Annotated in this window: 22 protein-coding genes; 16 read left to right on the top strand and 6 right to left on the bottom strand. The window is 71.7% G+C overall.

Features of this window, described 5'->3' with window-relative positions; all coding sequences use genetic code 11:
- Positions 1-84: 84 nt before the first annotated feature.
- The 6 genes from RKD05_RS03665 (at position 85) to RKD05_RS03640 (ending at position 5,405) form a co-directional block, all read left to right on the top strand.
- A complete protein-coding gene (locus RKD05_RS03665; RefSeq protein WP_424708087.1) occupies positions 85-1,161 on the top strand; it encodes an extracellular solute-binding protein in 1,077 nt (358 codons plus the stop codon).
- A gap of 238 nt (positions 1,162-1,399) precedes the next feature.
- Positions 1,400-2,242: an ABC transporter permease gene (locus tag RKD05_RS03660; RefSeq protein WP_197462555.1), complete on the top strand. Its 843-nt coding sequence runs from the start codon at positions 1,400-1,402 to the stop codon at positions 2,240-2,242.
- Between the two features lies 1 nt (position 2,243).
- Positions 2,244-3,110 (top strand): ABC transporter permease, encoded by an 867-nt coding sequence (locus RKD05_RS03655; RefSeq protein WP_424708086.1) that lies wholly within the window; start codon positions 2,244-2,246, stop codon positions 3,108-3,110.
- Positions 3,107-4,165 (top strand): ABC transporter ATP-binding protein, encoded by a 1,059-nt coding sequence (locus RKD05_RS03650; protein ID WP_424708084.1) that lies wholly within the window; start codon positions 3,107-3,109, stop codon positions 4,163-4,165. The genes RKD05_RS03655 and RKD05_RS03650 overlap by 4 nt, the downstream gene beginning before the upstream one ends.
- 41 nt (positions 4,166-4,206) lie before the next feature.
- A complete protein-coding gene (locus RKD05_RS03645; protein ID WP_077050697.1) occupies positions 4,207-4,977 on the top strand; it encodes an amidohydrolase family protein in 771 nt (256 codons plus the stop codon).
- Entirely contained in the window at positions 4,974-5,405 is a 432-nt protein-coding gene (locus RKD05_RS03640) for a hypothetical protein (RefSeq protein ID WP_424708083.1), read from the top strand. Before RKD05_RS03645 ends, RKD05_RS03640 begins: the two co-directional genes overlap by 4 nt.
- A 134-nt stretch (positions 5,406-5,539) precedes the next feature.
- Here the strand turns inward: RKD05_RS03640 and RKD05_RS03635 are convergent, their stop codons facing one another.
- Both RKD05_RS03635 and RKD05_RS03630 read right to left on the bottom strand, forming a co-directional pair.
- Positions 5,540-6,772, bottom strand: a complete 1,233-nt coding sequence (locus tag RKD05_RS03635; RefSeq protein WP_424708081.1) for an MFS transporter — start codon at positions 6,770-6,772, stop codon at positions 5,540-5,542.
- Complete coding sequence (locus RKD05_RS03630; RefSeq protein ID WP_424708079.1) at positions 6,769-7,269, bottom strand: RidA family protein; 501 nt, start codon at positions 7,267-7,269, stop codon at positions 6,769-6,771. The genes RKD05_RS03635 and RKD05_RS03630 overlap by 4 nt, the downstream gene beginning before the upstream one ends.
- Positions 7,270-7,334: 65 nt before the next feature.
- On the opposite strand from RKD05_RS03630, the gene RKD05_RS03625 reads away from it, so the two are divergent.
- A complete protein-coding gene (locus RKD05_RS03625; protein WP_424708077.1) occupies positions 7,335-7,850 on the top strand; it encodes a RidA family protein in 516 nt (171 codons plus the stop codon).
- Entirely contained in the window at positions 7,840-8,751 is a 912-nt protein-coding gene (locus RKD05_RS03620; protein WP_424708075.1) for an amidohydrolase family protein, read from the top strand. Before RKD05_RS03625 ends, RKD05_RS03620 begins: the two co-directional genes overlap by 11 nt.
- A 234-nt stretch (positions 8,752-8,985) precedes the next feature.
- Here RKD05_RS03620 and RKD05_RS03615 read toward each other — a convergent pair whose 3' ends face one another.
- Positions 8,986-9,354, bottom strand: coding sequence for a cupin domain-containing protein (locus RKD05_RS03615; RefSeq protein WP_424708074.1), 369 nt, complete (start codon positions 9,352-9,354; stop codon positions 8,986-8,988).
- A gap of 49 nt (positions 9,355-9,403) precedes the next feature.
- Here RKD05_RS03615 and RKD05_RS03610 point away from each other — a divergent pair, with 49 nt between their 5' ends.
- Positions 9,404-10,438 carry a hypothetical protein gene (locus RKD05_RS03610; protein ID WP_424708072.1) on the top strand — a complete coding sequence of 345 codons (1,035 nt, stop codon included), beginning with the start codon at positions 9,404-9,406 and terminating at the stop codon, positions 10,436-10,438.
- Between the two features lie 27 nt (positions 10,439-10,465).
- Here the strand turns inward: RKD05_RS03610 and RKD05_RS03605 are convergent, their stop codons facing one another.
- The gene (locus RKD05_RS03605) at positions 10,466-11,113 is read right to left on the bottom strand and encodes a cyclase family protein (RefSeq protein ID WP_424708071.1); all 648 of its coding nucleotides are present in this window, start codon (positions 11,111-11,113) and stop codon (positions 10,466-10,468) included.
- A 52-nt stretch (positions 11,114-11,165) separates the two neighbouring features.
- The gene (locus RKD05_RS03600; protein ID WP_424708069.1) at positions 11,166-12,680 is read right to left on the bottom strand and encodes a sodium:solute symporter family protein; all 1,515 of its coding nucleotides are present in this window, start codon (positions 12,678-12,680) and stop codon (positions 11,166-11,168) included.
- A 288-nt stretch (positions 12,681-12,968) separates the two neighbouring features.
- On the opposite strand from RKD05_RS03600, the gene RKD05_RS03595 reads away from it, so the two are divergent.
- Both RKD05_RS03595 and RKD05_RS03590 read left to right on the top strand, forming a co-directional pair.
- Complete coding sequence (locus RKD05_RS03595) at positions 12,969-13,232, top strand: type II toxin-antitoxin system Phd/YefM family antitoxin (RefSeq protein WP_424708068.1); 264 nt, start codon at positions 12,969-12,971, stop codon at positions 13,230-13,232.
- Positions 13,229-13,486, top strand: a complete 258-nt coding sequence (locus tag RKD05_RS03590; RefSeq protein ID WP_424708066.1) for a type II toxin-antitoxin system RelE family toxin — start codon at positions 13,229-13,231, stop codon at positions 13,484-13,486. Before RKD05_RS03595 ends, RKD05_RS03590 begins: the two co-directional genes overlap by 4 nt.
- 7 nt (positions 13,487-13,493) lie before the next feature.
- Here the strand turns inward: RKD05_RS03590 and RKD05_RS03585 are convergent, their stop codons facing one another.
- Complete coding sequence (locus RKD05_RS03585; protein ID WP_424708064.1) at positions 13,494-14,150, bottom strand: TetR/AcrR family transcriptional regulator; 657 nt, start codon at positions 14,148-14,150, stop codon at positions 13,494-13,496.
- A gap of 86 nt (positions 14,151-14,236) precedes the next feature.
- Between RKD05_RS03585 and RKD05_RS03580 the strand changes: the two genes are divergently transcribed.
- Genes RKD05_RS03580 through RKD05_RS03560 form a run of 5 tightly spaced genes read left to right on the top strand, consistent with a single transcriptional unit; the run spans position 14,237 to position 21,862 of the window.
- Positions 14,237-15,076, top strand: coding sequence for an urea amidolyase associated protein UAAP1 (locus RKD05_RS03580; RefSeq protein WP_424708062.1), 840 nt, complete (start codon positions 14,237-14,239; stop codon positions 15,074-15,076).
- A gap of 12 nt (positions 15,077-15,088) precedes the next feature.
- Positions 15,089-15,769 (top strand): urea amidolyase associated protein UAAP2, encoded by a 681-nt coding sequence (locus RKD05_RS03575; protein WP_424708060.1) that lies wholly within the window; start codon positions 15,089-15,091, stop codon positions 15,767-15,769.
- Positions 15,766-19,368, top strand: a complete 3,603-nt coding sequence (gene uca / locus RKD05_RS03570) for an urea carboxylase (protein WP_424708059.1) — start codon at positions 15,766-15,768, stop codon at positions 19,366-19,368. Before RKD05_RS03575 ends, uca begins: the two co-directional genes overlap by 4 nt.
- The gene (locus tag RKD05_RS03565; protein ID WP_424708057.1) at positions 19,365-21,035 is read left to right on the top strand and encodes an allophanate hydrolase; all 1,671 of its coding nucleotides are present in this window, start codon (positions 19,365-19,367) and stop codon (positions 21,033-21,035) included. Before uca ends, RKD05_RS03565 begins: the two co-directional genes overlap by 4 nt.
- Complete coding sequence (locus RKD05_RS03560) at positions 21,032-21,862, top strand: MBL fold metallo-hydrolase (protein WP_424708056.1); 831 nt, start codon at positions 21,032-21,034, stop codon at positions 21,860-21,862. The genes RKD05_RS03565 and RKD05_RS03560 overlap by 4 nt, the downstream gene beginning before the upstream one ends.
- Positions 21,863-21,890 lie beyond the last annotated feature (28 nt).

Below are 21,890 nucleotides of genomic sequence, written 5' to 3'. Positions count from 1 at the left end.
CCACCCGGCCGCCGCGCCCCGCACGCAACCCGAATGCGTCGTGTCCGGCCCACCCTTCCGCACAGCACGAGGAGTACTCCAGTCATGAAGATCCCGAACCGTTCCCGGCGGCTCGCCGCCACTCTCGCGGGACTCGCCGCGGTGAGCGTCCTCGCGGCCGGTTGCGCCGGCTCGTCCGACAGCGAGCCCGCTTCCTCCGGCAGCTCCGCGGCCCTCAGCGGTCAGGTCGTCTGGGCCGACTACGGCGGGCCGACGAACGAGAGCCGTCAGGTCTCCTACTTCGACAGCTTCATCGACGAGACGGGTGTCGACGTCGTCTCCACGAGCATCGAGGACTCGGTCTACAAGAGCGAGCTCAAGGGCGAGGCCGGCGACTACGACGTCTTCCAGGCCGGCATCTCCGACATCCTGCCGAACCTCGACAACCTCGCGACGGTCCCCGCGGACGCCCAGGGCAGCCTCCTCCCGGAGAACGTGCGTCCGTACTACATGGGCGGCTTCGTCTTCGGTATCGCGCAGGGCTGGCTGACCTCGACGTTCCCCAATGGCGGTCCGCAGAACTGGGCCGACTTCTTCGACACCACGAAGTTCCCCGGCAAGCGCGCGTGGCCCGGTGACCCGGGCTCGTACGACTCGTCCTACGAGATCGCGCTCCTCGCCGACGGCGTCAAGTTCGACGACCTCTACCCGCTCGACATCCCGCGGGCGGAGAAGAAGCTGAACACGATCCGCGACAGCCTCGTCTTCTACCAGTCCTACCCGGAGACGCAGCAGCTGCTCACCAGTGGCAGCGCGGCGATCGCCGTCACCGTGACTGGCCAGTTCCGCGCGCTGCAGAACGCCGGCCAGGACGTCACCGTCCAGTGGAACCAGGCCTTCGCGATCCCGTCGGGCTTCGTGTCGCCGAAGTCGTCGAAGAACCCCGACGCCGTCGCCGCTCTCGCCGCGTGGATGAACGACCCCGCGCGCCAGGCCGTTTTCACCCAGCGCACCGGGTACGGTCCGGTCAACCCCGCCGTCTTCGACGAGCTGCCCGATGACGTCAAGGCGCAGGTGGTCAACGCCCCCGACCACAAGAACCTGCTGTCGTACGGCGAGGAGTGGCGTGCCGAGAATGCCGACCTGCTGCTGAACTCGTACACCGCGTGGCTCGCGGGCTAAGTCCGACCCCCTAGGCGAAAGGCGTCTCCCCTCGCGGGGAGGCGCCTTTCCGTCGTTTCCAGGTGCGCTGTTACGCGCAGGAAACACGGCACGCCTACAATCGGATCCAGAACGGTTCACTTTGGATCCAAGCATCCGAATCCCGAGAGCCGTCTGCACGCGGGGAAACGCCCCCGCAATGTCGACCGAGGAGCATGTGCGCGTGAGTAGTGCGAGCGTGGCCACCAGGATCCCGCGGGTGCGTTCCGCCCGCGCGGGAGACCGAGGATTCAGTCGGGCGGAGGTGCGGTGGCTCATGTGGCCGCCCCTCGTGTTCTTCGCGATCGCGCTCGGCGTCCCGATGATCGCCCTCGTGGCGATGTCTTTGGAGGGGGGCGGAGCCGCGTACGCCGGGATGTTCGACGTGCCCGCGTTCCTCAGCTCGCTCGGCCGTACCGTCGTGATCGCCCTGGTCACGATGATCCTGACGATGATCCTCGGTGCCGCCTACGCCCTCGCCATGGTCGCCTCCCCGGCCTGGCTCCGCGCGCTGCTGCTGGTGGCGCTCATGCTGTCGCTCTGGACCTCGGTCATGGTGCGCTCCTTCGGGTGGGTCCTGCTCGAACTCCCCAAGGGAGCGATCCACTGGTTCCTCGGGCTCATCGGGCTCGGTGACCAGCCGGTCGAGATCTACCAGACCGTCGCGGGCATGTACCCCGCCATGATCGCGGTCATGCTGCCCTTCGCCGTCCTCCCTGTGATGAGCGCGCTGCAGTCGATCGACAAGGAGCAGCTGAACGCCGCGACGATCTTCGGTGCCGGCCCACTGCTGACCTTCCGCACGGTCACCTGGCCGCACATCGTGCCGTCGATCATCAGCGGCGGCGTCCTCGTGTTCGTGATGTCGCTCGGCTTCTACGTCACGCCGCTGCTCCTCGGCGGCCCCGCGAACATGACGGTCTCCGGAGTGATCAACGCGCAGATGAGCAAGGCCGACCGCCCCGACCTGGCGGCCGCGATGAGCATCCTGCTCGTGGGCGGGACGATGCTCATCTACCTGGTCGCCGATCGCCTGTTCAAGGTGAGCGAGAAGTGGGGCTGACATGACGACCACCGTTGCCCGCAGCCTCGGCGCCTGGCGCTTCCCCGTCATCGTCGTCGCGCTCCTCGCGAGCCTGCTGCTGATCGTTCCGTTCCTGATCCTCGTGTCCACGTCGTGGACCGAGGGGAGCTTCATCCTCTTCCCGCCCGACGGCTTCTCGCTGCAGTGGTACGAGAAGGTCCTCGGCAACCGCCGCTGGATGAACGCGTTCACGTTCTCGCTGTGGGAGAGCGCCGCCGCGACGCTCATCGCCACCGTCCTCGGCACGCTCGGAGCGGTCGGCCTCACACGGGTGCGGCGCCGCGCTGCGCAGCGCTGGATCCGCACGCTCTTCATCGTCCCGATCGCCCTGCCCCCGATCGCGTACGCGGTCGGCCTGTACGGTGCCGGCTCGGAGTTCTCGTTCCTCCGCGGCTCCGTCCTCACGCTCGTCCTCGGGCACGCGCTCCTCGCGCTGCCGTACGTGTTCGTCATCGTCTCCGGCGGCGTCGCGCGCATCGACCCGGCGCTCCGCCCGGCGGCGTGGACGCTCGGCGCCCGCTGGCCCCTCGTGCTGTGGAAGATCGAGCTGCCGGCGCTGCTGCCCTACATCCTGTCGGGGGCGCTGTTCGCCTTCATCGTCGTCTTCGACGAGGTGGTGCTCGCCGTGTTCCTGCTCCCGCCCGGGGTCCAGACGCTGCCGCTGAAGATGCTCAGCGCGGCCTCGGAGGCGTTCTCGCCCGAACTCACGGCGGCATCCACCCTCGTCTCCGTCCTCGCGATCGTGGTGCTCGCGATCGTCCCGCTCGTCATCGGTCGCGGAACGCGCCGGGCGGGGGCGCGCCGCGCCCGCGCCGCCGCGGTCCGCCCGGAAGGAGTCATCGAATGACCATCGCCCTCTCCATCACCGACGTCGAGGTCACCCTCGGCGCCAACCACGTGCTCAAGGGCGTGTCCCTGGACGTGCAGCCCGGCGAGTTCGTGACGCTCCTCGGCGCGAGCGGCAGTGGCAAGTCGACGCTGCTCAACGTCATCGCAGGACTCCAGTCGGTGGATGCCGGACACGTGGCGTTCGACGGAAAGAACGTCGAGCGTCTCGCCCCGCAGAAGCGCAACGTCGGCGTCGTCTTCCAGTCGTACGCCCTGTTCCCGCACCTCTCGATCGGCGAGAACGTGGCGTTCCCGTTGTCGGCCGCACGCCGACCGCGCGCGGAGAGGCGCAAGGTCGCGGAGGAGATGCTCGCTCTGGTGCAGCTGCCCGGCATGGCCGACCGCTCGCCGGCGTCCCTCTCCGGCGGACAGCGCCAGCGCGTGGCCCTGGCCCGCGCACTCGCCGCGAACCCCGGCATCCTGCTCCTCGACGAGCCGATGGCAGCCCTCGACAAGCAGCTGCGCGAGCAGATGCAGGTCGAGATCACCCGCATCCAGCGTCAGGTCGGGATCACCACGGTCTCGGTCACGCACGACCAGACCGAGGCGCTGACGATGTCGGACCGCGTCGCGATCATGCACGAGGGCCGCCTGGTCCAGGTCGCGACCCCCGAGGATCTCTACCGTCGCCCGGTGAACGCGTACGTCGCGAGCTTCCTCGGCGAGGCGAACCTCCTGCCCGTCTCGGACGGTGCGCTCATCGACGACTCGACGGGACAGATCGTGGATGCCACGGCGGTCCTGCGCCCCGAGGACATGACGGTCCTCGCGCCCGAGGAGGCCGCGACGGCCTGGGCCGTCGAGGGCACGGTGCGGCTCGTGAGCTTCCAGGGCTCGCGCTACCGCCTCGAGCTCACCACCGCGTACGGCCGAAAGGTCGTGGCGTCGCTCTCCCCGTCGACCGACCTGTCGGCCCTCGCCGTGGGATCCGTGGTGCGCCTGGCGTGCCGCAACCCCGAGCGCGTCCACCTCATCGAGGCCGTCGCGACCGCGGCGATCCCCGTCCCGGTGTGAGTCCCGCCCCACTTCTTCTTCCCCCCACCTCAGGAGTTCCCGTGATCATCGACGCCTACAACACGACCCAGGACGTCCGCGGCCGGTCCGACTACCTCACCGGCGCACGCCCCGGTGAGGAGCCGCCGGCCCACGTCCCGTTCGATCCGCAGCGGATCCTCTCGCGGATGGATGCCGCGGGCGTCGACATGGCGATGGTGTGCTCGCTCGCGCAGCGCATCGAGAACGACTTCATCATCGGGCTGCAGGACGCCCACCCCGACCGCTTCATCGGGTTCGGGCAGGTGATGCCGCAGGCCGATGACGCGGTCGAGGAGATCCAACGACTGGCGGATGCCGGCATCCGGGGTCTCAAACTCCACCCGAGCATGCACGGGTACCACGTCGCCGACCACGGTCTGCTCGACCCGGTGTTCCGCGCGTGCGCCGCGAACGGCATGGCGGTTATCATCAACGCGCTCGACGACGCCTTCTGCGCGCCGTTCTCGATCGAGGAGATCGCGAAAGACCACCCCGATGTGCCGACGATCATCGCGCACATGGGCGCGGTCTGGAACGTGCCCGAGGCGATCATCGTGGCCGAGCGCCGCGAGAACGTGTACCTCGAGACCTCCGCGACCCTCATGGCCGACGTCAAGCGCGCGTACGCGCGGCTCGGGCCGGAGAAGATCCTCATGGGCTCGGAGTGGCCGGGGTCGGACTTCGACCTCGAGCGCATGAAGATCGCGAAGGCGATCCCGGATGCCGCCGACCGCGCGCTCGTCGAGGGCGGCAACTACGCGCGCATCATGCGTATCGCGGTGCCGGTGTGACTTCACGGCCCCCGCTCGTGCGTCCCGCCGACATGTCGGACGCGGATGCCGAGCTGCTCGAGGCTGCGCGGACCCAGCTCGACGCGGTGTACCGCGCGGGGCGGCACGAGGTCGTCGCCGCGTTCCGGCTCGCCGACGGGCGGATCGTCACGGGCGTGCACGTCGACGGGTCGGCGCGGCGGTCCGCGGTGTGCGCCGAGGGCGTCGCCGCGGGCAACGTGATCGCGGCCGGCGGGACAGTGATGGCCGGGGTGAGCGTGCTGCGCCGCCCCGGCGGCACCGAGCACGTGATCGAGCCCTGCGGCGTGTGCGCGGAGCTGCTCACCGACTACTGGCCCGACGCCCGCGTCTGGATCACCCGCGGCGCCGACACCGTTGCTGTGGCCATGAGCGACCTGCTGCCGGCGAAGCGTCTGCGCGGCTGGTGAGCGGGCGCCGGCACGCCGCGGCGACCGACCACCTGCTCCGACAAGAAAATCAGCCCGAGCCGTGAGGCGAGCGGGCTGATCGTGATGAGCTCAACATAGCAGCGTGGTTCCGTGCGGGGAGTCCGCGCGCGCAGTCAGGCGGCAGGATCGCGGGGCTCCACGGCATCCGTCCGGGTCCGGGGTGAGTCGTCGCGCGTGAAGATCGTCAGGACGGCCAGGGCCACCAGCTGCAGCCCGGCGACGAGGAGGAACGCCCACATCGAGGGGGCGACGGCGATCACGGCGCCACCGATCACCGCGCCTCCGCCGTAGCCGATGCTCGTGAAGCTCGAGAAGAGGCCCACGCCCAGGGCGCGGTTCTCGGGGTGTAACCCGCGTGTGGCGAGCATCGTCAACGACGGGTAGAGCGGAGAGAACCCCACGCCGATCAGCGCCGCGCCCACGGACGCGACCCAGAAATCGGTCGCCAGGGCGAGGGTGATCAAGCCCGCAGTGAGGGCGACGAGCGAGATCGCGGTCGCCCGCAGCGGACCGAGCCGGTCGGGCAGGTTCGCCAGGAACAGGCGCGCGACGATCACCGACACGGCGAAGACGGCGAACACGGACGCCGCCCCGGTGATCCCCGTCGCCGGGATGCCGGCGGCGGAGAGGTGCACGATGAGGAACCCGAGCATGAGTCCCTCGCCGCACCACGCCGCCGCCGCGACGACGCCGGGGCTCCACACCGCCACGAACGCCCGCCACAGGGCCCGGAGACCGCGCGGGCGGGGAGCGGCGTCGGAGCGCGGCGCGGGGCGCGGCACGCGGGGGAGCGCGAGGATGAGGAGGCCCGTGGCGAGCTCGAGGCCGGCGCACACGAGGAACACCGTCCGCGGATCCGCGACCGCGTCGACCGCGGTGCCGAGGGGCGGGCCGAGTGCAAGTCCGATCCAGACGCTGAGGCCGTAGATGCTCAGCGCCTTCCCGCGCTGTCCCGGTGCGGCCATGGTCACGAGCCACGCCATGAGCAGTGTGACCGCGGCCGACCCGCCGAGACCGAACAGGAGGCGGCTGAGACCCGCGCCCCACACGGTCGGGACGCTCACGAGCAGCACCATCGCGGCGGTCGCGACGGCGCTGCCGATCACCGCGACGAGACGGTAGCCGAAGCGGTCGCCGAGCACGCCCGCCACCGGCATCGACAGCATCGAAGCCACCGCGGCGAGCGAGATGAGCGCACCGGCGAGCTCGGTCCCGCCCCCGAGGACGTCCGTGACGTAGACGGGGATCAGGGGCGTGCTGGCGGAGTTCGTGATGCCGCCGAGCGTCGATGCGGCGAAGATGAGCCAGAACGGCACCGTCCGCGTGATGTCCCGCGCGCCGTTCATGCGCTCAGGGCGTCGGGCGCGCACTCCAGGCTGAGCCACAGTTCGAAGCAGTTGTTGCGCGACAGGCTCGTCGCCCCGATCGAGGCGCGGCCCACGCTCCCGACCTCGTCGCCGAAGACGTCGAGGAAGAGGTCGGTCGCGCCGTTGGAGACGAGGTGCAGGTCCTCGAAACCGGGCGGGCAGACCACGAAGCACAGCGCGCGCGAGAGGCTCACGACGTTGTCGAGCGAACCGACGGCGTACCGGATCATGCCGAGGGTGTGGATGGCAGTGAGTCGCGCGGACGCGTAGCCCTCCTCGACCGTGACGTCCACGCTCACGACACCGGGGTTCAGCCGGTCGCCCGCCCGGTTCTCGGGTGTGAGTCCCGCCAGCTCGATGAGCGAGCCGATGCGGTGGAACGGCTTCATCCGGCCATAGCGGATGCCGAAGGGCGGGTCGCTGTAGTCGGGGATCTCGAGTCCGAGTTCACGTACGCGTGCTTCTGCCGATGTCATCTCGCGCCTTTCGTCGGTTGTATCCTATCTCACAAGAAATGGATCCATTGAGACGAGGAGACCCCATGGCGTGGAGTGCGGAGCAGCGTGTCAAGGAAATGGGGCTGGTGATCCCGGACTACTCCGATCCGCCCTACGGCGAGCGCTACGCCACGATGAAGGCGTTCCACCACCTCGGGCGCACTCTCACGATCAGCGGCATCACGCCCGAGGACCGCCAGGGCAACAAGGTGTTCCCGGGGCGCGTCGGTGAGACCGTGACGCTCGAGCAGGGCTACGAGGCCGCGCGGTACGCCGCCATCAACGTCCTCGGGCTCATCCGTTTCGCCGTGGGGTCGCTCGACGAGGTGTCGGCCTTCATCCGCACGCTGACGTTCGTCTGCGTCGCCCCCGACTTCACGGATGTCAACCTCGTCACGAACGGCGCCGCCGACCTCTTCGTCGAGGTGTTCGGGCAGCGGATCGGTCGCTCCACCTCCGCGGGGATCGGTGTGACGAGCCTGTCGGGCAACAACGTGTTCGAGATGGTCACGGTCGTCGAGACCCGGCATCCGGCCCCGGAGGTCGACGATGAGGATTGACACCCACCTGCACCTGTACGCCGACCCGGCGCAGGGCCTCCACGACCTCACTGCGTACCCGATCGTCGAGTACGGCGAGAAGCCCGACGTGACCTTCGCCGGGCTCGCGGGCACCGTCGCGGACGCGCTCGCGACCCTCGAGGCCGAGGGGTTCGACTACGCCGCGGTGCTCGGCAGCTTCGAGCTGCCCGACCTTCCCCACCCGCCCGGCGGGGCGGACTACTGGCCCGCGGTCCCGCTGCACGCCGCCCTTCGCGACGAGCTCGTCGCCTACAACCGGTGGCTGTGCGACGTGGGGGCGCAGCACACGCGCCTGCTACCGTTCCTCGCCGCCAACCCCGCGGTCATGACGTCGGGCGAGGTGTACGCGCACTTCGCGGAGATGTTCGGCGATCACGGTGCGCGCGGGCTGAAGCTGCACCCGATTGCCATCCGCACGTTCCCCGACGACCCGGGTCTCGCCGGTGCGTACGACGCGCTCGAGGAGGCCGGTGCCCCGGTCGTCTTCCACGGCGGCCCCGACGTCCGCGGCTTCGGCTGGGCCGACCCGAAGCGCATCGCCGCGGTGGCCGGGGAACGTCCCGGACTGGCGGTCGTCATGGCGCACCTGGGCGGTGCGGCCTGGCGCGACGTCGAGGCGCTCGCCGAGGCGCAGCCGACCCTGCGCTTCGACCTGTCCGAGATCGTGCACTGGATCGGCGCGCCGCTGGCGCCGACGGCCGCGCAGGTCGTCGCCCTCGTCCGCGCCATCGGCGTGGAGCGGGTCGTCCTCGGGTCGGACTTCCCCTGGTACACGCCGGGGGCGACGGCGGCGGTGGTCGAGGAACTCCCCGGGCTCTCGGCATCCGAAGCTGCCGCGATCATCGGCGAGAACGCCGCGCGCCTCCTGCGCCTGGGCTGACCGGCCCCGGGCTGTCGCTGCACAACTCCCGCAGTTCCGGCGTCGGATGCCGACCCGGGGTGGTTGCGGCGAGGTTCCGCCGGAGTTGTGCCGGACGGCGGCTCCGGCCCGGGCTTCACGCCCGCTGACCGGTCCCGGCCGCACCGGCTGCACAACTCCGGCGTCCCCGCCCCGGGGCCCCGCCGCGGATCGCCGAGGGGCGGTTTCGCCGGAGTTGTGCAGGCAGCCCGGCGCTCAGGCTGCGGGCTTGTAGACCACGTACAGCTTGCGGACCGGCTCGATGACGGTCCAGACGCCGGTCCAGCCGATCGGGAAATACGCGGCGCTGCCGGCGGTGAGCTCGACCGCCTCCTCGCCGTCGCGCTGCACGGTCATGCGGCCCGCGAGGATGTGGACGATCTCGCCGCGGGTGAGGAACTCCCAGCGCGACGTGCCGGGGTCGCTCTCCCACACGCCGGAGATGATCGTGCGGTCGTCGTTCACGAACTGCACCTTGCCACGGACGATGATCTCGCCCGACAGCGGTTCGGCGTTCGGCGGGGCGAGGGGTTTGGCCTCGAGCTCGGCGGGATCCAGTTCGGCGGGTCTCATCACGAAAGTCATGTTTGGATCCTAAATGGGCCAGAATGGATCCGCAATGAAGGGAGTGCGCATGATCGAGACCGTCCTGGGCCCCGTCCCGGCCGCGACACTGGGGCCGACGTCGATGCACGATCACGTGCTCGCGGACTCCGCGCGCCTGCAGCGGCCGGGCGAGCAACCTCCGCCCCCGGGGCCTGCCACCGTGCGGCCCGAGACGCGCGACTATCTGCGCCGCAACATGCTCGCGTTCGCCGACAACCTGCGCCTGGACGACCCGGATGCCGCGGTCGACGAGCTCCGCGCGGCGGCGGCCGCGGGCCAGCGCGCGCTCGTCGAGTGCACGTCGTGGGGGCTCGGCCCCGACCACGCACGGCTGCCCGACATCGCCCGGCGGTCCGGGATGACGATCGTCGTCGCGTACGGCACGTACATCCGCGCGACGCTGCCGCCCGAGATCGCCGCCCTCGACGAGGACGGACTCCACGCCCTCTTCTCGGTAGCCCTCGAGGACGCGGTGCCCGGCACGGACTACCGCGCGGGGCTCCTCGGCATCCTGGGCACCACCGCCGGACTTCCCGGGGCCGAGCGCGGGATGCTGCGCGCGGCCGCCGCGGCCGCCGCGGCCGCCGGGCGGGCCGGCGCGAGCGTCTCGGTGCGGCTCGACCCCGACGCGCGCGACGGCGTCGCGGTGCTCGACGAGCTCGGCCGAGCGGGCCTACCCGTGGAGCGCGTGATCTTCACCAACGCGGACGAGTTCCTGGATGCCGCCTACTGGCGCGAGCTGTCGGACTCGGGCGCGACGCTCGAGATGTGCTTCGGGACCGAAGACGTGCACCTCGGTCGGGTCCACAACCCGACGGACGCGGAGCGCGCGCGCTTCTTCGTGGATGCCGTGATGGCGCGGCCGGACGCCCGGTACGTGCTCGGGCAGTCGGTGTGGACCAAGGCACAGCTCGCGAGGTACGGCGGGCACGGGTACGGCCGGCTGCTCGGGGCGATCGTGCCGGAACTCCGCGAGTATCTCGGCGAGGAGCGGGTGGAGCAGATGCTCGTCGACGAACCCCGGCGCCTCCTCGATCGCGGAGCGGGGCGCCCCGACGCCTGAGCGGCATCCGGGCGCCCCGTGCGCGGATCAGACGACGTTCGCCGTCTCCGCCGGAAGAAGGAGCGTCGGGGCGGGGGCGGCCTCGCGTCCCTCGAACGGCACCGGCTGGCAGACGAGGTAGTAGTCGCCCGGCTCGGTGTCGGCGAGGTTCGCGTTCTCCAGGATCACGACGCCGGCGTTGCACAGGATGACGTGCGTGGGCCACTCGACCGTGTGGTCGGGGGCTTCCATCGTCATGTAGTCGTTCGCGGCGAAGACGACGCCGTGGTCGACGAGCCACTGCGCGCCCGACGGCCCCAGCCCGACCCAGGTGGCGCTCTTCTCGTTGCGGGTCAGGGCGTCGATGGAGTTGCGCGTCTTGAAGAGCACGCGCGTCGCGCCTTCCGCGCCCGCGGCGATCAGGTCGGCGTCGGTGATCTCCTTCTCGACGTGCCGCAGGTCCAGCACGCGCGCGAGGCCGACGGTGTGGCTGAGGGGCAGCGAGTCGACGGTCGTCCCGCCGGGCACGAAGTGGCTCGGGGCGTCGACGTGGGTGCCGGTGTGCGCACCGATGAGCCAGCGAGACACCTCGCTCGGGCTGGTGTCGGAGATCTCCTCCACCATCTCGTACGTCGGTCGGCGGCCCCAGTGCAGCATCTCGGGGTGGACGGGAATGCTCAGGTCGATGATGGTCACGAGGAGCACCTTAGCGTTCGGGATCCGATCTGCGCATCTTTGGATCCATAAATCATGCGGACACCTCGACCTCTTCGCTCTCCGACGCCTTGCGCTCGGCGGCGAGGTCGGCGAGGACCGCCGCCTCCCGGTCGAGCTCGGACTCGCGACGCGGGACCGCGAAAGCCAGCGCGACGTACGTGCCGAAGCCGACGAGCGCCGCGACGAGCGTGGCCCAGCCGTCGAAGTCCGCCCCGATCAGGTCGTTCGGGATGTACAGGATGTCGTTCGGCACGCCGTACAGCGTCGGGGTGAGGGCGAGCAGGATCATGCGGACGACGAAGCCGACGGCCATCGCGCCGAGCGCCGCGACCGTGCCCGGGCGCTTCCAGAACACCCCGATGACGAACGGCGCCGCGAGGCACGCGAGCATCAGGTCGAAGGCGAGGGTGAGCAGGATGCCGGTCTGGCTGACGCGGATCGCGAGGAAGGCGCCGGCGATCACGAACGGGATCATCGCGAGGCGCGTCCAGCGCAGCAGCGGGTCGGGACCCGTTCCGGTGTGCCGGCGGACGGTGAAGATGTTGCGGACGGCGATCGCCGACGTCGCGAGCATCGCACCCGAGGCCGTCGAGAAGGAGGCCGCGACGATGCCCGAGAGGACGAGGATCGCGATGATCGGCGGCGCGTAGTCGCCGAGCAGCTGGTAGAGCACCGGGCCGTTCTCGACCGAGAGGCCGAGGGCCGACGACACGCTCAGCGACACGATCGCGAACACGGATCCGATGGCGGCGGTCAGGCCCGCCGCGACGAAGCAGGAGCGCTGCGCGACCGTCGGGCTCTTCGCGCCGAAGATGCGCTGCATGAAGTCGATCGCGACGATGTCGCCGATCGCGAGCGAGATGAGCGTCGCCCAGTTGATCGGGGCTCCGGCGGCCGGGTCGGTGAGCTGCTGGAGGTCGAACGGTCCCATGCCCTCGGGGATGACGATGCCGTACGACACCGCGACCCACGCGAGCAGCACGATGGCCGCGATGACGGTGATCGTCGTCTGGATCGCCGCGGTGTAGGCATCCGAGAAGAGGCCGCCGGCGACCGTGTACGCGAGCACGAGGGCGACCGCGAGCACCACGCCCCACGCGTACGGGATGTTCGCGAAGCGCTCGAGCAGGAACCCGCACGCGACGAGGTTGCCCGCGAGCAGGAACGTGAACGACACGATCATGAGGACGGATGCCAACAGCTCCACGGAGCGTCCGTACCTGAGGCGGAAGAAGTCGCCGAGCGTGAACAGCTTCATGGCGTTCATGCGCTTGGCGAGGAAGAGCCCCGTCAGCAGGAGGCAGATCGCGAGGCCGATGGCGAGCGACGCGCCCGACCAGAAGCCGAACTGCGAGGTGAGGTCGGTGTTGCCGACGGTGGCGTTGGCGTCGACCGCGGCGGCCGTGAGGCTGACGGCGACGAGGGGGACGCCCAGGCGGCGTCCGGCGACGAGGTAGTTCGCACTGTCTCCGTCGACCTTGCGCGCGACGACGATGCCGACGACGAGGATGAGGACGACGCTCAGCGCGACTCCGAAGATGATCATGGCGGGCTCCCGGCGATGAGGGGCGGTTCGGGTTTCTGTTGCTTGACAGAAACGATCCGCTCGCCGAGGTCGCGCGTGGTTTCGGCTGTGTAAAAGGCGCGTGAAATCGCCCGCGATGTGGGGGCGACCCGCGGTCCGCGCTGCGCCGGGGTTCGCGAGACCGCACGCTGCTGACAACTCGGTTGCGGCCTGCAATGGGTTTGTCGGCTGGGTGCAGCCTCGCGGGCGAGGTGCCCCTGCGGGTCGCGCAAGATGTACATCTTGAGGCAAATCGGCGATAATAGACGTATGAGCCACGTAGCCATCAGCGACGCCCGAGGGCGTCTCGCCGCGATCGTCGACGATGCGCGCACCGAACCGGTGTATCTCACGCGCCGCGACCGCCCCGTTGCCGCGGTCGTGGATGCCACGCAGTTCGAGCGGCTGCTCGAGGATGCCGAGGAGCTCGCGGACATTCGTGCGGTCGATGCGGCGTGGGAAGAGGCCGATCGGTTGGGCGAAACGCCCGTCCCCTGGGACGACGTCAAGCGCGACCTCGGTCTGATTTCGTGACCTATCGGATCCAGGTCCTCCCGTCAGCGGTCCGTGCCATCCGGAAGCTCCCCCCGGAGGCGAAGCGTCGCATCCAAGCCGTCATCGAGCTGCTCGCGGACGAACCGCGTCCGCCCGCGGCGAAGAAGTTGACGGCCCGCCCCGAGTGGCGGGTGCGCACCGGCGACTACCGCGTGCTCTATCGCATCCAGGACGACGTGCTCACCGTGGTGGTCGTTCACGCCGGCCATCGCCGCGAGGTCTACGACAAGTAAGTCGGCGTCAGCCCAGCGCCGACAGGACCCCGGGCCCCAGCGCGGCCGCGCGCTCGCGCGTCGCGGCGTCGAGGTCGAGGACGCGCAATGCGGCGGCGGCGATGGTCGTGGCATCCAGGGTCGCCGTCTGTCCGCCCTTGCGCTGCAGGATCACGCTCTCGACCAGCGCCAGCACGAGGGAGGCGCCCGCAGCCGCGGTCTCGGGCGCGACGCCGCACGCGGCCACGAGCGTGCGGTAGGTCGTCTCGAGCTCGCTGCGGCGTTCGCGGAACGGCTCGAAGGCCGCGTCCGACACCTCGGGCAGCAGGTACAGGCCGCCGGTGTTGTGCGGGGCTTCGGCGAGCAGCGTGACGTCCGCGACGCACAGCGCCCACAGGCGCGCGGCGGGTTCCTCGTCGCGCGCGAGGAGCTCGGCGGCGACGTCGAGCGAGGGCTGCACGGTGTCGAGCAGCAGCGCAAGGAGGATGTCCTGCTTCCGCGCGAAGTGGTGGTAGAGCGTCGCCTGACGGATGCCGGCGGCCTCGGCGATCGCGTGCGTGCTGGCCGAGGCGTACCCGCGCGTGCCGAAGAGGGCGGCCGCGGCGGCCAGGACGTCGGCGCGCGTGCCGAGTCCGGTGGGGGAGGAGCCGGATGCCCGGGGTCGTCCGGTTCTCGTCGGCGCCATGCCCCCACCGTACCCGGACGGTCCTGTAACGCCGCCGAAACGCGCGCCTGTTCTAATACCTGTCAAGCGACAGAAAGAGGCTGCACATGGAAGGTCGTGTCGACGCGCTCGGCAACGTGGGGCGCGCCCGTGAGGACGCCCGCGCCCGCGCCGCACAGTCGGAATGGATGCCGTATCTCCCGCCCTCCACGGCGCCCTTCGCGCCGGACGGGGTCGCCGCGGAGGACCTGCGCTGGGCCGAGACGGTGGCCCCGGGCGGCTACACGCACCTGCGCGTCGCCCGCGGCACGCGCCTGCGCTTCACGGATCCGACCGGCGACGCGTGCGCCACCGTGCTCCTCTTCAACGCCGTGGAACCCGGCGAGCGCCTCAACGTCGCCGACACGCAGAAGATCCCGTGGCAGGCCTACCTCGGCGAGGGTCACCCGCTGCTCTCGGGCGACGGCCGCGTCCTCGCGACGGTCGCCGCCGACACCTCGGGCCACCACGACGCGTTCTGCGGCACTTCCACCGACGCCTGGAACGAGCAGCGCTACGGCGACGCCGCCCCCGAGGGACCCTCGCCGTCGGGCCACGGTCTGCTGCGCCTAGCGGCGAGCAAGCACGGCCTGACCGTGCGCGACCTGCCGCCCTCGGTGTCGTTCTTCCAGGGCGTGCGCGCGAACCCCGAGGGCGACCTCGAGTGGATCGGTTCCGCCGGGCCGGGGGCCTCCGTCGACCTGGTCGCCGAGCTGCCGCTCATCGTGCTGGTCGCGAACGTCCCGCACCCGCTCGACCCGCGCGACGACTACGTCGTCGGCCCGCTGCAGGTCACCGCGTGGGCGTCTCGGCCGACGGGCGAAGGGGACGCCGTGTTCTCCCTCACCCCCGAGCGCGAGCGCGCCTACCGCAACAGCATCACGTACGCCGCCCTGGCCGGGCTCTGAGCAGGAGACGTCATGATCACCACCGTTCCCGAACGTCCCGTCCACGCCGGCGGCGTCCCCCTCGACTGGTCCGAACCGCTCGTTCCCGGAGAGGTCGTGCTCGACGAGCGCGTCGCGCCGCGCGGACCGTGGTCGGGCATCGTCCGCGCCGGCGACGTCCTGACGATCGTCGACGTGGGCGGCAACCAGTCCGCCGACTTCCTCGTCTACGCCGCCGACGACACCGACGAGCGCTACAGCGCCGCCGACACGATCGCGTGGCAGCGCAACGTCTACGTCCGCACCGGCACGGTGCTGCGGAGCAACCTCGGCCTCCCGCTCATGACCGTGGTCGGCAACGAGGTCGATCGGCAGGACACGATCGGTGGGGCCTGCTCGAAGGAGTCGAACACCCTCCGCTACGGCCACCACACCCTCTACCAGCACGGCTGCCGCGAGAACTTCCTCGCCGAGGCCGCGCGCTACGGCCTCGGTGCCCGCGACCTCGTGTCGAACCTCAACTGGTTCATGAACGTGCCGGTCGAGGAGGACGGGTCGCTCGGCATCGTCGACGGCATGTCGGCGCCCGGCAAGCGCGTGGCCCTCCGCGCCGAGCGCGACGTCCTCGTGATCGTGTCCAACTGCCCGCAGATGAACAACCCGTGCAACGACTTCAGCTGCACGCCGCTGCGCATGGTGGTGACGCGCCCGTGACCGGTTTCGACACGCTCCTCGTCGCCAACCGGGGCGAGATCGCCCGCCGCATCCTGCGCTCCGCGCGCGAACGCGGCCTCCGGACGGTCGCGGTGTTCTCCGACGCCGACCGCGCCGCGCCCCACGTCCGCGAGGCCGACGAGGCCGTGCGCCTCGGTCCCGCGCCCGCCGCGGAGTCGTACCTGAGAGTGGATGCCATCCTGGCCGCCGCCCGCGCCACGGGCGCCGGGGCGATCCACCCCGGGTACGGGTTCCTCGCCGAGAACGCCGACGCGGCACGCGCGGTCGAGGCGGCGGGGCTCGCGTGGGTCGGTCCGACGCCCGAGCAGCTCGAGGCCTTCGGCCTGAAGCACCGCGCGCGGGCGCTGGCGGAGGCCGCGGGCGTGCCGCTCCTCCCCGGCACCGGCGTGCTCGAGTCGGTCGAGGAGGCCGAGGCCGCGGCATCCGTCATCGGATATCCCGTGATGCTCAAGGCCACCGGCGGTGGGGGAGGCATCGGGATGCGCGTGTGCGCGGATGCCACCGAGCTCCGCGCCGCGTACGACGCGGTGGTCCGCCAGGCCGAGGCGAGTTTTGGAACGCCCGGGGTGTTCCTGGAGAAGTTCGTGCGCCCCGCCCGGCACGTCGAGGTGCAGCTGTTCGGCGACGGCGCGGGCCGCGTCGCGGTCCTCGGCGACCGCGACTGCTCGCTGCAGCGTCGCAACCAGAAGGTCGTCGAGGAGGCGCCAGCGCCCGGACTCCCGCAGGAGGTGCGCGCCGAACTCCACCGCACCGCGGCGGCCCTGGCATCCGGCATCCGATACCGCTCCGCCGGGACGGCCGAGTTCGTCTACGACCCCGTCGCCGAGCGTGCCTACTTCCTCGAGGTCAACGCGCGCCTGCAGGTCGAGCACCCTGTCACGGAGGCGGTGTTCGGCGTCGACCTCGTCGGCCTGATGCTCGACCTCGCCGGCGGCGGCCCCGCCGCGGTGCCGGACGCGCTGTTCGCGGAAGCCCGCGAACCCCGCGGACACGCGGTCGAGGCCCGCATCTACGCCGAGGACCCCGACCGCGGCAACACCCCGTCCACCGGACTCGTCACCGCCGTGCAGCTGCCCGAGGGCGATGGCATCCGGGTCGATGCGTGGGTCGAGGCCGGCAGCGAGGTCTCGCCGTTCTACGACCCGCTGCTGGGCAAGGTCATCGCGTACGGCGCCGACCGCGACGCGGCCCTCGACCGGCTGTCCGCCGCGCTCGCCGACACGCGCATCGACGGCATCGTCACCGGCGCCGGCATGATCCGCGAGGTCGTGAACGACCCGCGCGTCCGCACCGTGGCGCACGACACCGGGACCCTCGACGACGCGCGCGACCCCGACCCGCGCATCGACGTCGTGGATGCCGGCATGCTTACGACCGTCCAGGACCTCCCGGGACGCGTCGGGTACTGGCAGATCGGCGTCCCGCCGTCCGGACCCATGGATGCCGTGTCCTTCCGCGAGGCCAACCTCGCCGTCGGCAACCCCGAGGGCGCACCGGGACTCGAGATCACGCTCACCGGTCCGACCTTGCGCTTCAGCGTGGAGACCGTCGTCGCCGTGACCGGAGCACCGGTGACGGTCGAGGTCGACGGCGTCGCCGCCGCGCAGTGGGAGCCGATCGAGGTTCCCGTGGGCGGCGTGCTGCGCATCGGCACCGCCGAGGGCCCGGGCATGCGCGTGTTCCTCGCCGTGCGCGGCGGCATCGACGTGCCGTCGTACCTCGGGAGCGCGTCGACCTTCACGCTCGGCGGGTTCGGCGGGCACGGCGGCCGCGCGCTCGTGACCGGCGACGTGCTGCGCCCCGGCGCCGCCGCGGTCGCCGACCCGGCGCCGATCCCCGCGGAACGGCGCCCGCACCTCGACACGACGTGGGTCCTCGCGGTGACGGAGGGGCCGCACGGCGCCCCCGAGTTCTTCACGCGCGCCGACATCGACGCCCTGTACGCCGCGGAGTACCGCGTCCAGGTCAACTCCGCCCGCACCGGCGTGCGGCTCACCGGCCCGAAGCCGACGTGGGCGCGCACCGACGGCGGCGAGGCGGGGCTGCACCCGTCGAACATCCACGACACGCCCTACGCCGTGGGCGCGCTCGACTTCACCGGCGACACCCCCGTGCTCCTCGGCCCCGATGGTCCGAGCCTCGGCGGGTTCGTGTGCCCGGTGGTCGTGGCATCCGGGGATCTCTGGAAGCTCGGGCAGCTGCGGCCGGGAGACGTCGTGCGGTTCGCGCCGGTGCGCGAGGCCGATGCGGCGACGCTCGACCCGGCGATCGCCGCCCCCGCGCTCGTCGGCACGGGCGACGGCGACGACGGCGTGATCGCCGTCCGCGATGCCGAGATCGAGGGTGAGCGCGTCCTCCGCCCGCGGACGACGTACCGCCGCGACGGCGACGACAACGTCCTCGTCGAGTTCGGCGACCAGGTGCTCGACCTGGGCCTGCGCATGCGCGTGCACGCGCTGCAGGAACGCCTCGCGGAAGAGGCGCCGAAGGGGATCCTCGACGTCACCCCCGGCATCCGATCCCTCCAGGTGCACACGGATGCCTCGGTGCTGCGCGCGTCGCAGCTCGTGGGGCTGCTGCGCGAGCTCGACGACGACCTGCCGCCCACGTCCGAGCTCGTCGTGCCGTCGCGCGAGGTGCGCCTGCCGTTGTCGTGGGACGATCCCGCGACGCGTCTGGCGATCGAGCGGTACATGGCGGGTGTCCGCGACGACGCCCCGTGGACGCCGTGGAACATCGAGTTCATCCGACGCATCAACGGCCTCGACAGCGTCGACGACGTCTACCGCACCGTGTTCGACGCACAGTACCTCGTGATGGGGCTCGGCGACGTGTACCTCGGCGCGCCCGTCGCGACGCCGCTCGACCCGCGCCACCGCCTCGTCACCACGAAGTACAACCCGGCGCGCACGTGGACGGCCGAGAACTCGGTCGGCATCGGCGGCGCGTACATGTGCATCTACGGCATGGAGGGCCCCGGCGGGTACCAGTTCGTCGGCCGCACCGTGCAGATCTGGAACCGCTTCCGCCGTGGCGGGCTGTTCACCGAGAACCCGTGGGCACTCCGGTTCTTCGACCGCATCCGCTGGTACCCCGTGTCGGCCGAGGAACTCCTCGACCTCCGGGCCGACGTGGATGCCGGGCGTGGAAACTTCGAGACCGTGGAGGGCGAGTTCGCCCTCGCGGAGTACGAGCGGTTCCTCGCCGCCGAGGCGCCCGGGATCGAGGCGTTCCGCGAGCGCCAGCGCCGCGCCTTCGACGAGGAGCGCGAGCGGTGGCGGGCCAGCGGCGAATTCGACCGCGTCGACGAGGCACCGGCCGCGGCCCCGACCGCGGGCCACGAACTGCCGCCCGGAACGGTCGGGGTGACCGCGCCGTTCGCCGCCGCCGTTTGGCGCGTGGATGCCGCTCAGGGAGCCGCCGTGCAGAAGGAAGACAGGATGATCGTGCTGGAGGCGATGAAGATGGAGACCCCGATCGGGTCGCCGGTGACGGGGACCGTCGCCGAGGTGTTCGTGCGACCCGGCGAGACCGTCGCCGCCGGCCAGCTGCTGGCTGCCGTGGCGGTGGACGCGTGAGCGCCGTCGAGCGGGTCCGCGCCGCGTACGCCCGGATGCGGGAGGTCGACCGCCCCGAGGTGTGGATCACGATCCGCGACGAGGACGACGCGCTCGCCGAGGCGGCCGAGGTCGACCTCGGCGTCGCGGCGGGGGAGCGCCTGCCGCTCGCCGGAACCGTCGTCGCGGTGAAGGACAACATCGACGTCGAGGGGATGCCGACGACGGCCGGGAGCCGCGCGTACGCGTACCGCCCCGAGCGCGACGCGACCGCCGTCGCGCGCCTTCGCGCGGCCGGGGCCGTGGTGATCGGCAAGACGAACCTCGATCAGTTCGCCACCGGCCTCGTCGGGACCCGGAGCCCCTTCGGCGCCGTCCGCAACGCGTGGGACCCGACCCGCATCTCCGGCGGCTCGAGCTCCGGATCGGCCGTCGCCGTGGCGCTCGGGATCGTCGACCTCGCGCTCGGTACCGACACCGCCGGGTCCGGCCGCGTGCCCGCGGCGCTCAACGGCATCGTGGGCGTCAAGCCGACGGTCGGGCTCGTGCCCGCCACCGGCGTCGTGCCGGCGTGCCGCACGCTCGACTGCGTCACGGTGTTCGCGCGCGACCTGACGAGCGCCCGCGCCGCGGCCGAGCTCATGGCCGGCCCCGACGGGATCGACCCGCTCGGCCGCGAGGACCGCCCCGCCCCGCCGCTCGACGCGCGCCCGCGCGTGGCCGTTCCGACGCCGGAGCACCTCGAGGGTCTCGCCGACGGCTGGGCCGAGGCCTTTGCCGGTGTCGTCGCGGCGCTCGCCGCCTCGGGTGTCGAGATCGTCGAGGTCGACATCGCGCCGCTCCTCGAGGCAGCATCGCTGCTGTACGGCGGCGCGTTCGTCGCGGAGCGCACGGCCGCGGTCGGCGACTTCATCGCCGCCCACCCCGAGCTCGTCGGCACCGACCTCGACCCGACGGTCGCCGGCATCGTGCTCGGCGGGGCCGAGGCGCGGGCCGCGGACTACTTCCGCGACCGCGAGCGTCTCGATCGCCTCGGGGCCGAGGGGCTGCGCCGACTCGACGGGACCGTGGCGCTGCTCACGCCCACGACCACGTGGCATCCGACCCTTGACGAAGTCGCCGCCGACCCGGTCGGCGCGAACAGCCGCATGGGCCGGTACACGAATTTCGCGAACCTCCTCGACCGGAGCGCCCTGGCCGTGCCCGCGGGCGTCGTCGGCGGCCGCGCCTTCGGCGTGATGCTCACCGGTGCCCCGTTCGCCGATCGCACGCTCGCGCAGCTCGCCGAGCGCATCCAGGCGCCGTCCGTCGACCTCCTCGTCGTGGGCGCGCACCTGCGCGGACAGCCGCTGAACCACCAGCTCGTCGCCGCGGGCGGAACGTTCGTCGCCGAGGTGGAGACCGCCGCACAGTATCGGCTGTACGCCCTTGACACGGTGCCCCCGAAGCCCGGCCTCGCGCGCGTGGCCGAGGGCGGCGCGGCGATCGCGGGGGAGGTGTGGCGGCTTCCGGCCGCGGGCTTCGGACGCTTCGTCGCGGATCTGCCCGCGCCCATGGGCATCGGCTCCGCCGTCCTCGCGGACGGGTCGAGCGTCGCCGGATTCCTGTGCGAGGCCGTCGCCCTTGAGGGTGCGTCCGACATCACTGCCCACGGCGGTTGGCGCGCGTACCGGGCGGCGACGGCGTGAGCTCCACGGTCATCGATCACGCCGACCTGCCGCCGCTGCGGTTGAGCGGGCGGCCGCGCCGTCTCGTCCCGATGGTCGTGGCGTACGAGCCGATCCCCGAGGCCGTGTCCCTGCACGGCGGCAGCAGCTTCCGGTTCCTCATGGAGCCGGTGACGGCGGTCGCGGTCGTGTTCGACGAGGGGTGGGTGATCGTCGACGGCGGGTTCGACCCGGCGCGTATCCGCGACCGCGCCACGCGCACGGCATCCTTCGACTACGAGAACTACACGCCGATCGTCCCGCCCGGCGACCCGCTGGTCGACCAGATCGCCGAGGCCGGGCTCGACCTCGCCGATCTCGCGGCGGCGCTGCTCACGCACTCGCACTTCGATCACACGGGTGCCGCGCGCCTGCTCGCCCCCGACCAGCCGCTGCTGCTGCAGCGCAGGGAGTGGCAGCACGTCAACGAGACGACCGACGCCCGCGGGAACTTCCTGTTCCGCGCCGACCTCGACCGCGACGGCCTCACGCTCGGCCTGCTCGACGGCGATACGCCGCTGGCCGCGGGTCTGACCGCGATCGACACGTCCGGACACACCCCGGGGCACCAGTCCTTCGCGGTGGAGCTGCCCGAGCGCACCGTCGTCCTGGCCGGAGACGCCGCGGATCTGCTCGACAACGTCGAGCGCGAGGTCCGCTGCGGCTCGACGGTAGGACCCGAGGGCCCCGCCGCCGCGGATCGCGCGATCGCCCGCCTGGCCTCCCTCCACCGCGCCGAGTCGTCCGAGGTGTGGCCCGCCCACGACCCCGACTTCCCGGTCTGGTCGGCTCTGGTCCGCTCCCGCTGACCCCGCTGCATGGGGCGTGAGTCGCCAA

Origin of the sequence: Microbacterium sp. SLBN-111, assembly GCF_049739645.1 — a bacterium.
Lineage (GTDB): Bacteria > Actinomycetota > Actinomycetes > Actinomycetales > Microbacteriaceae > Microbacterium.
This window is presented reverse-complemented; position numbering and strand designations above follow the sequence as displayed.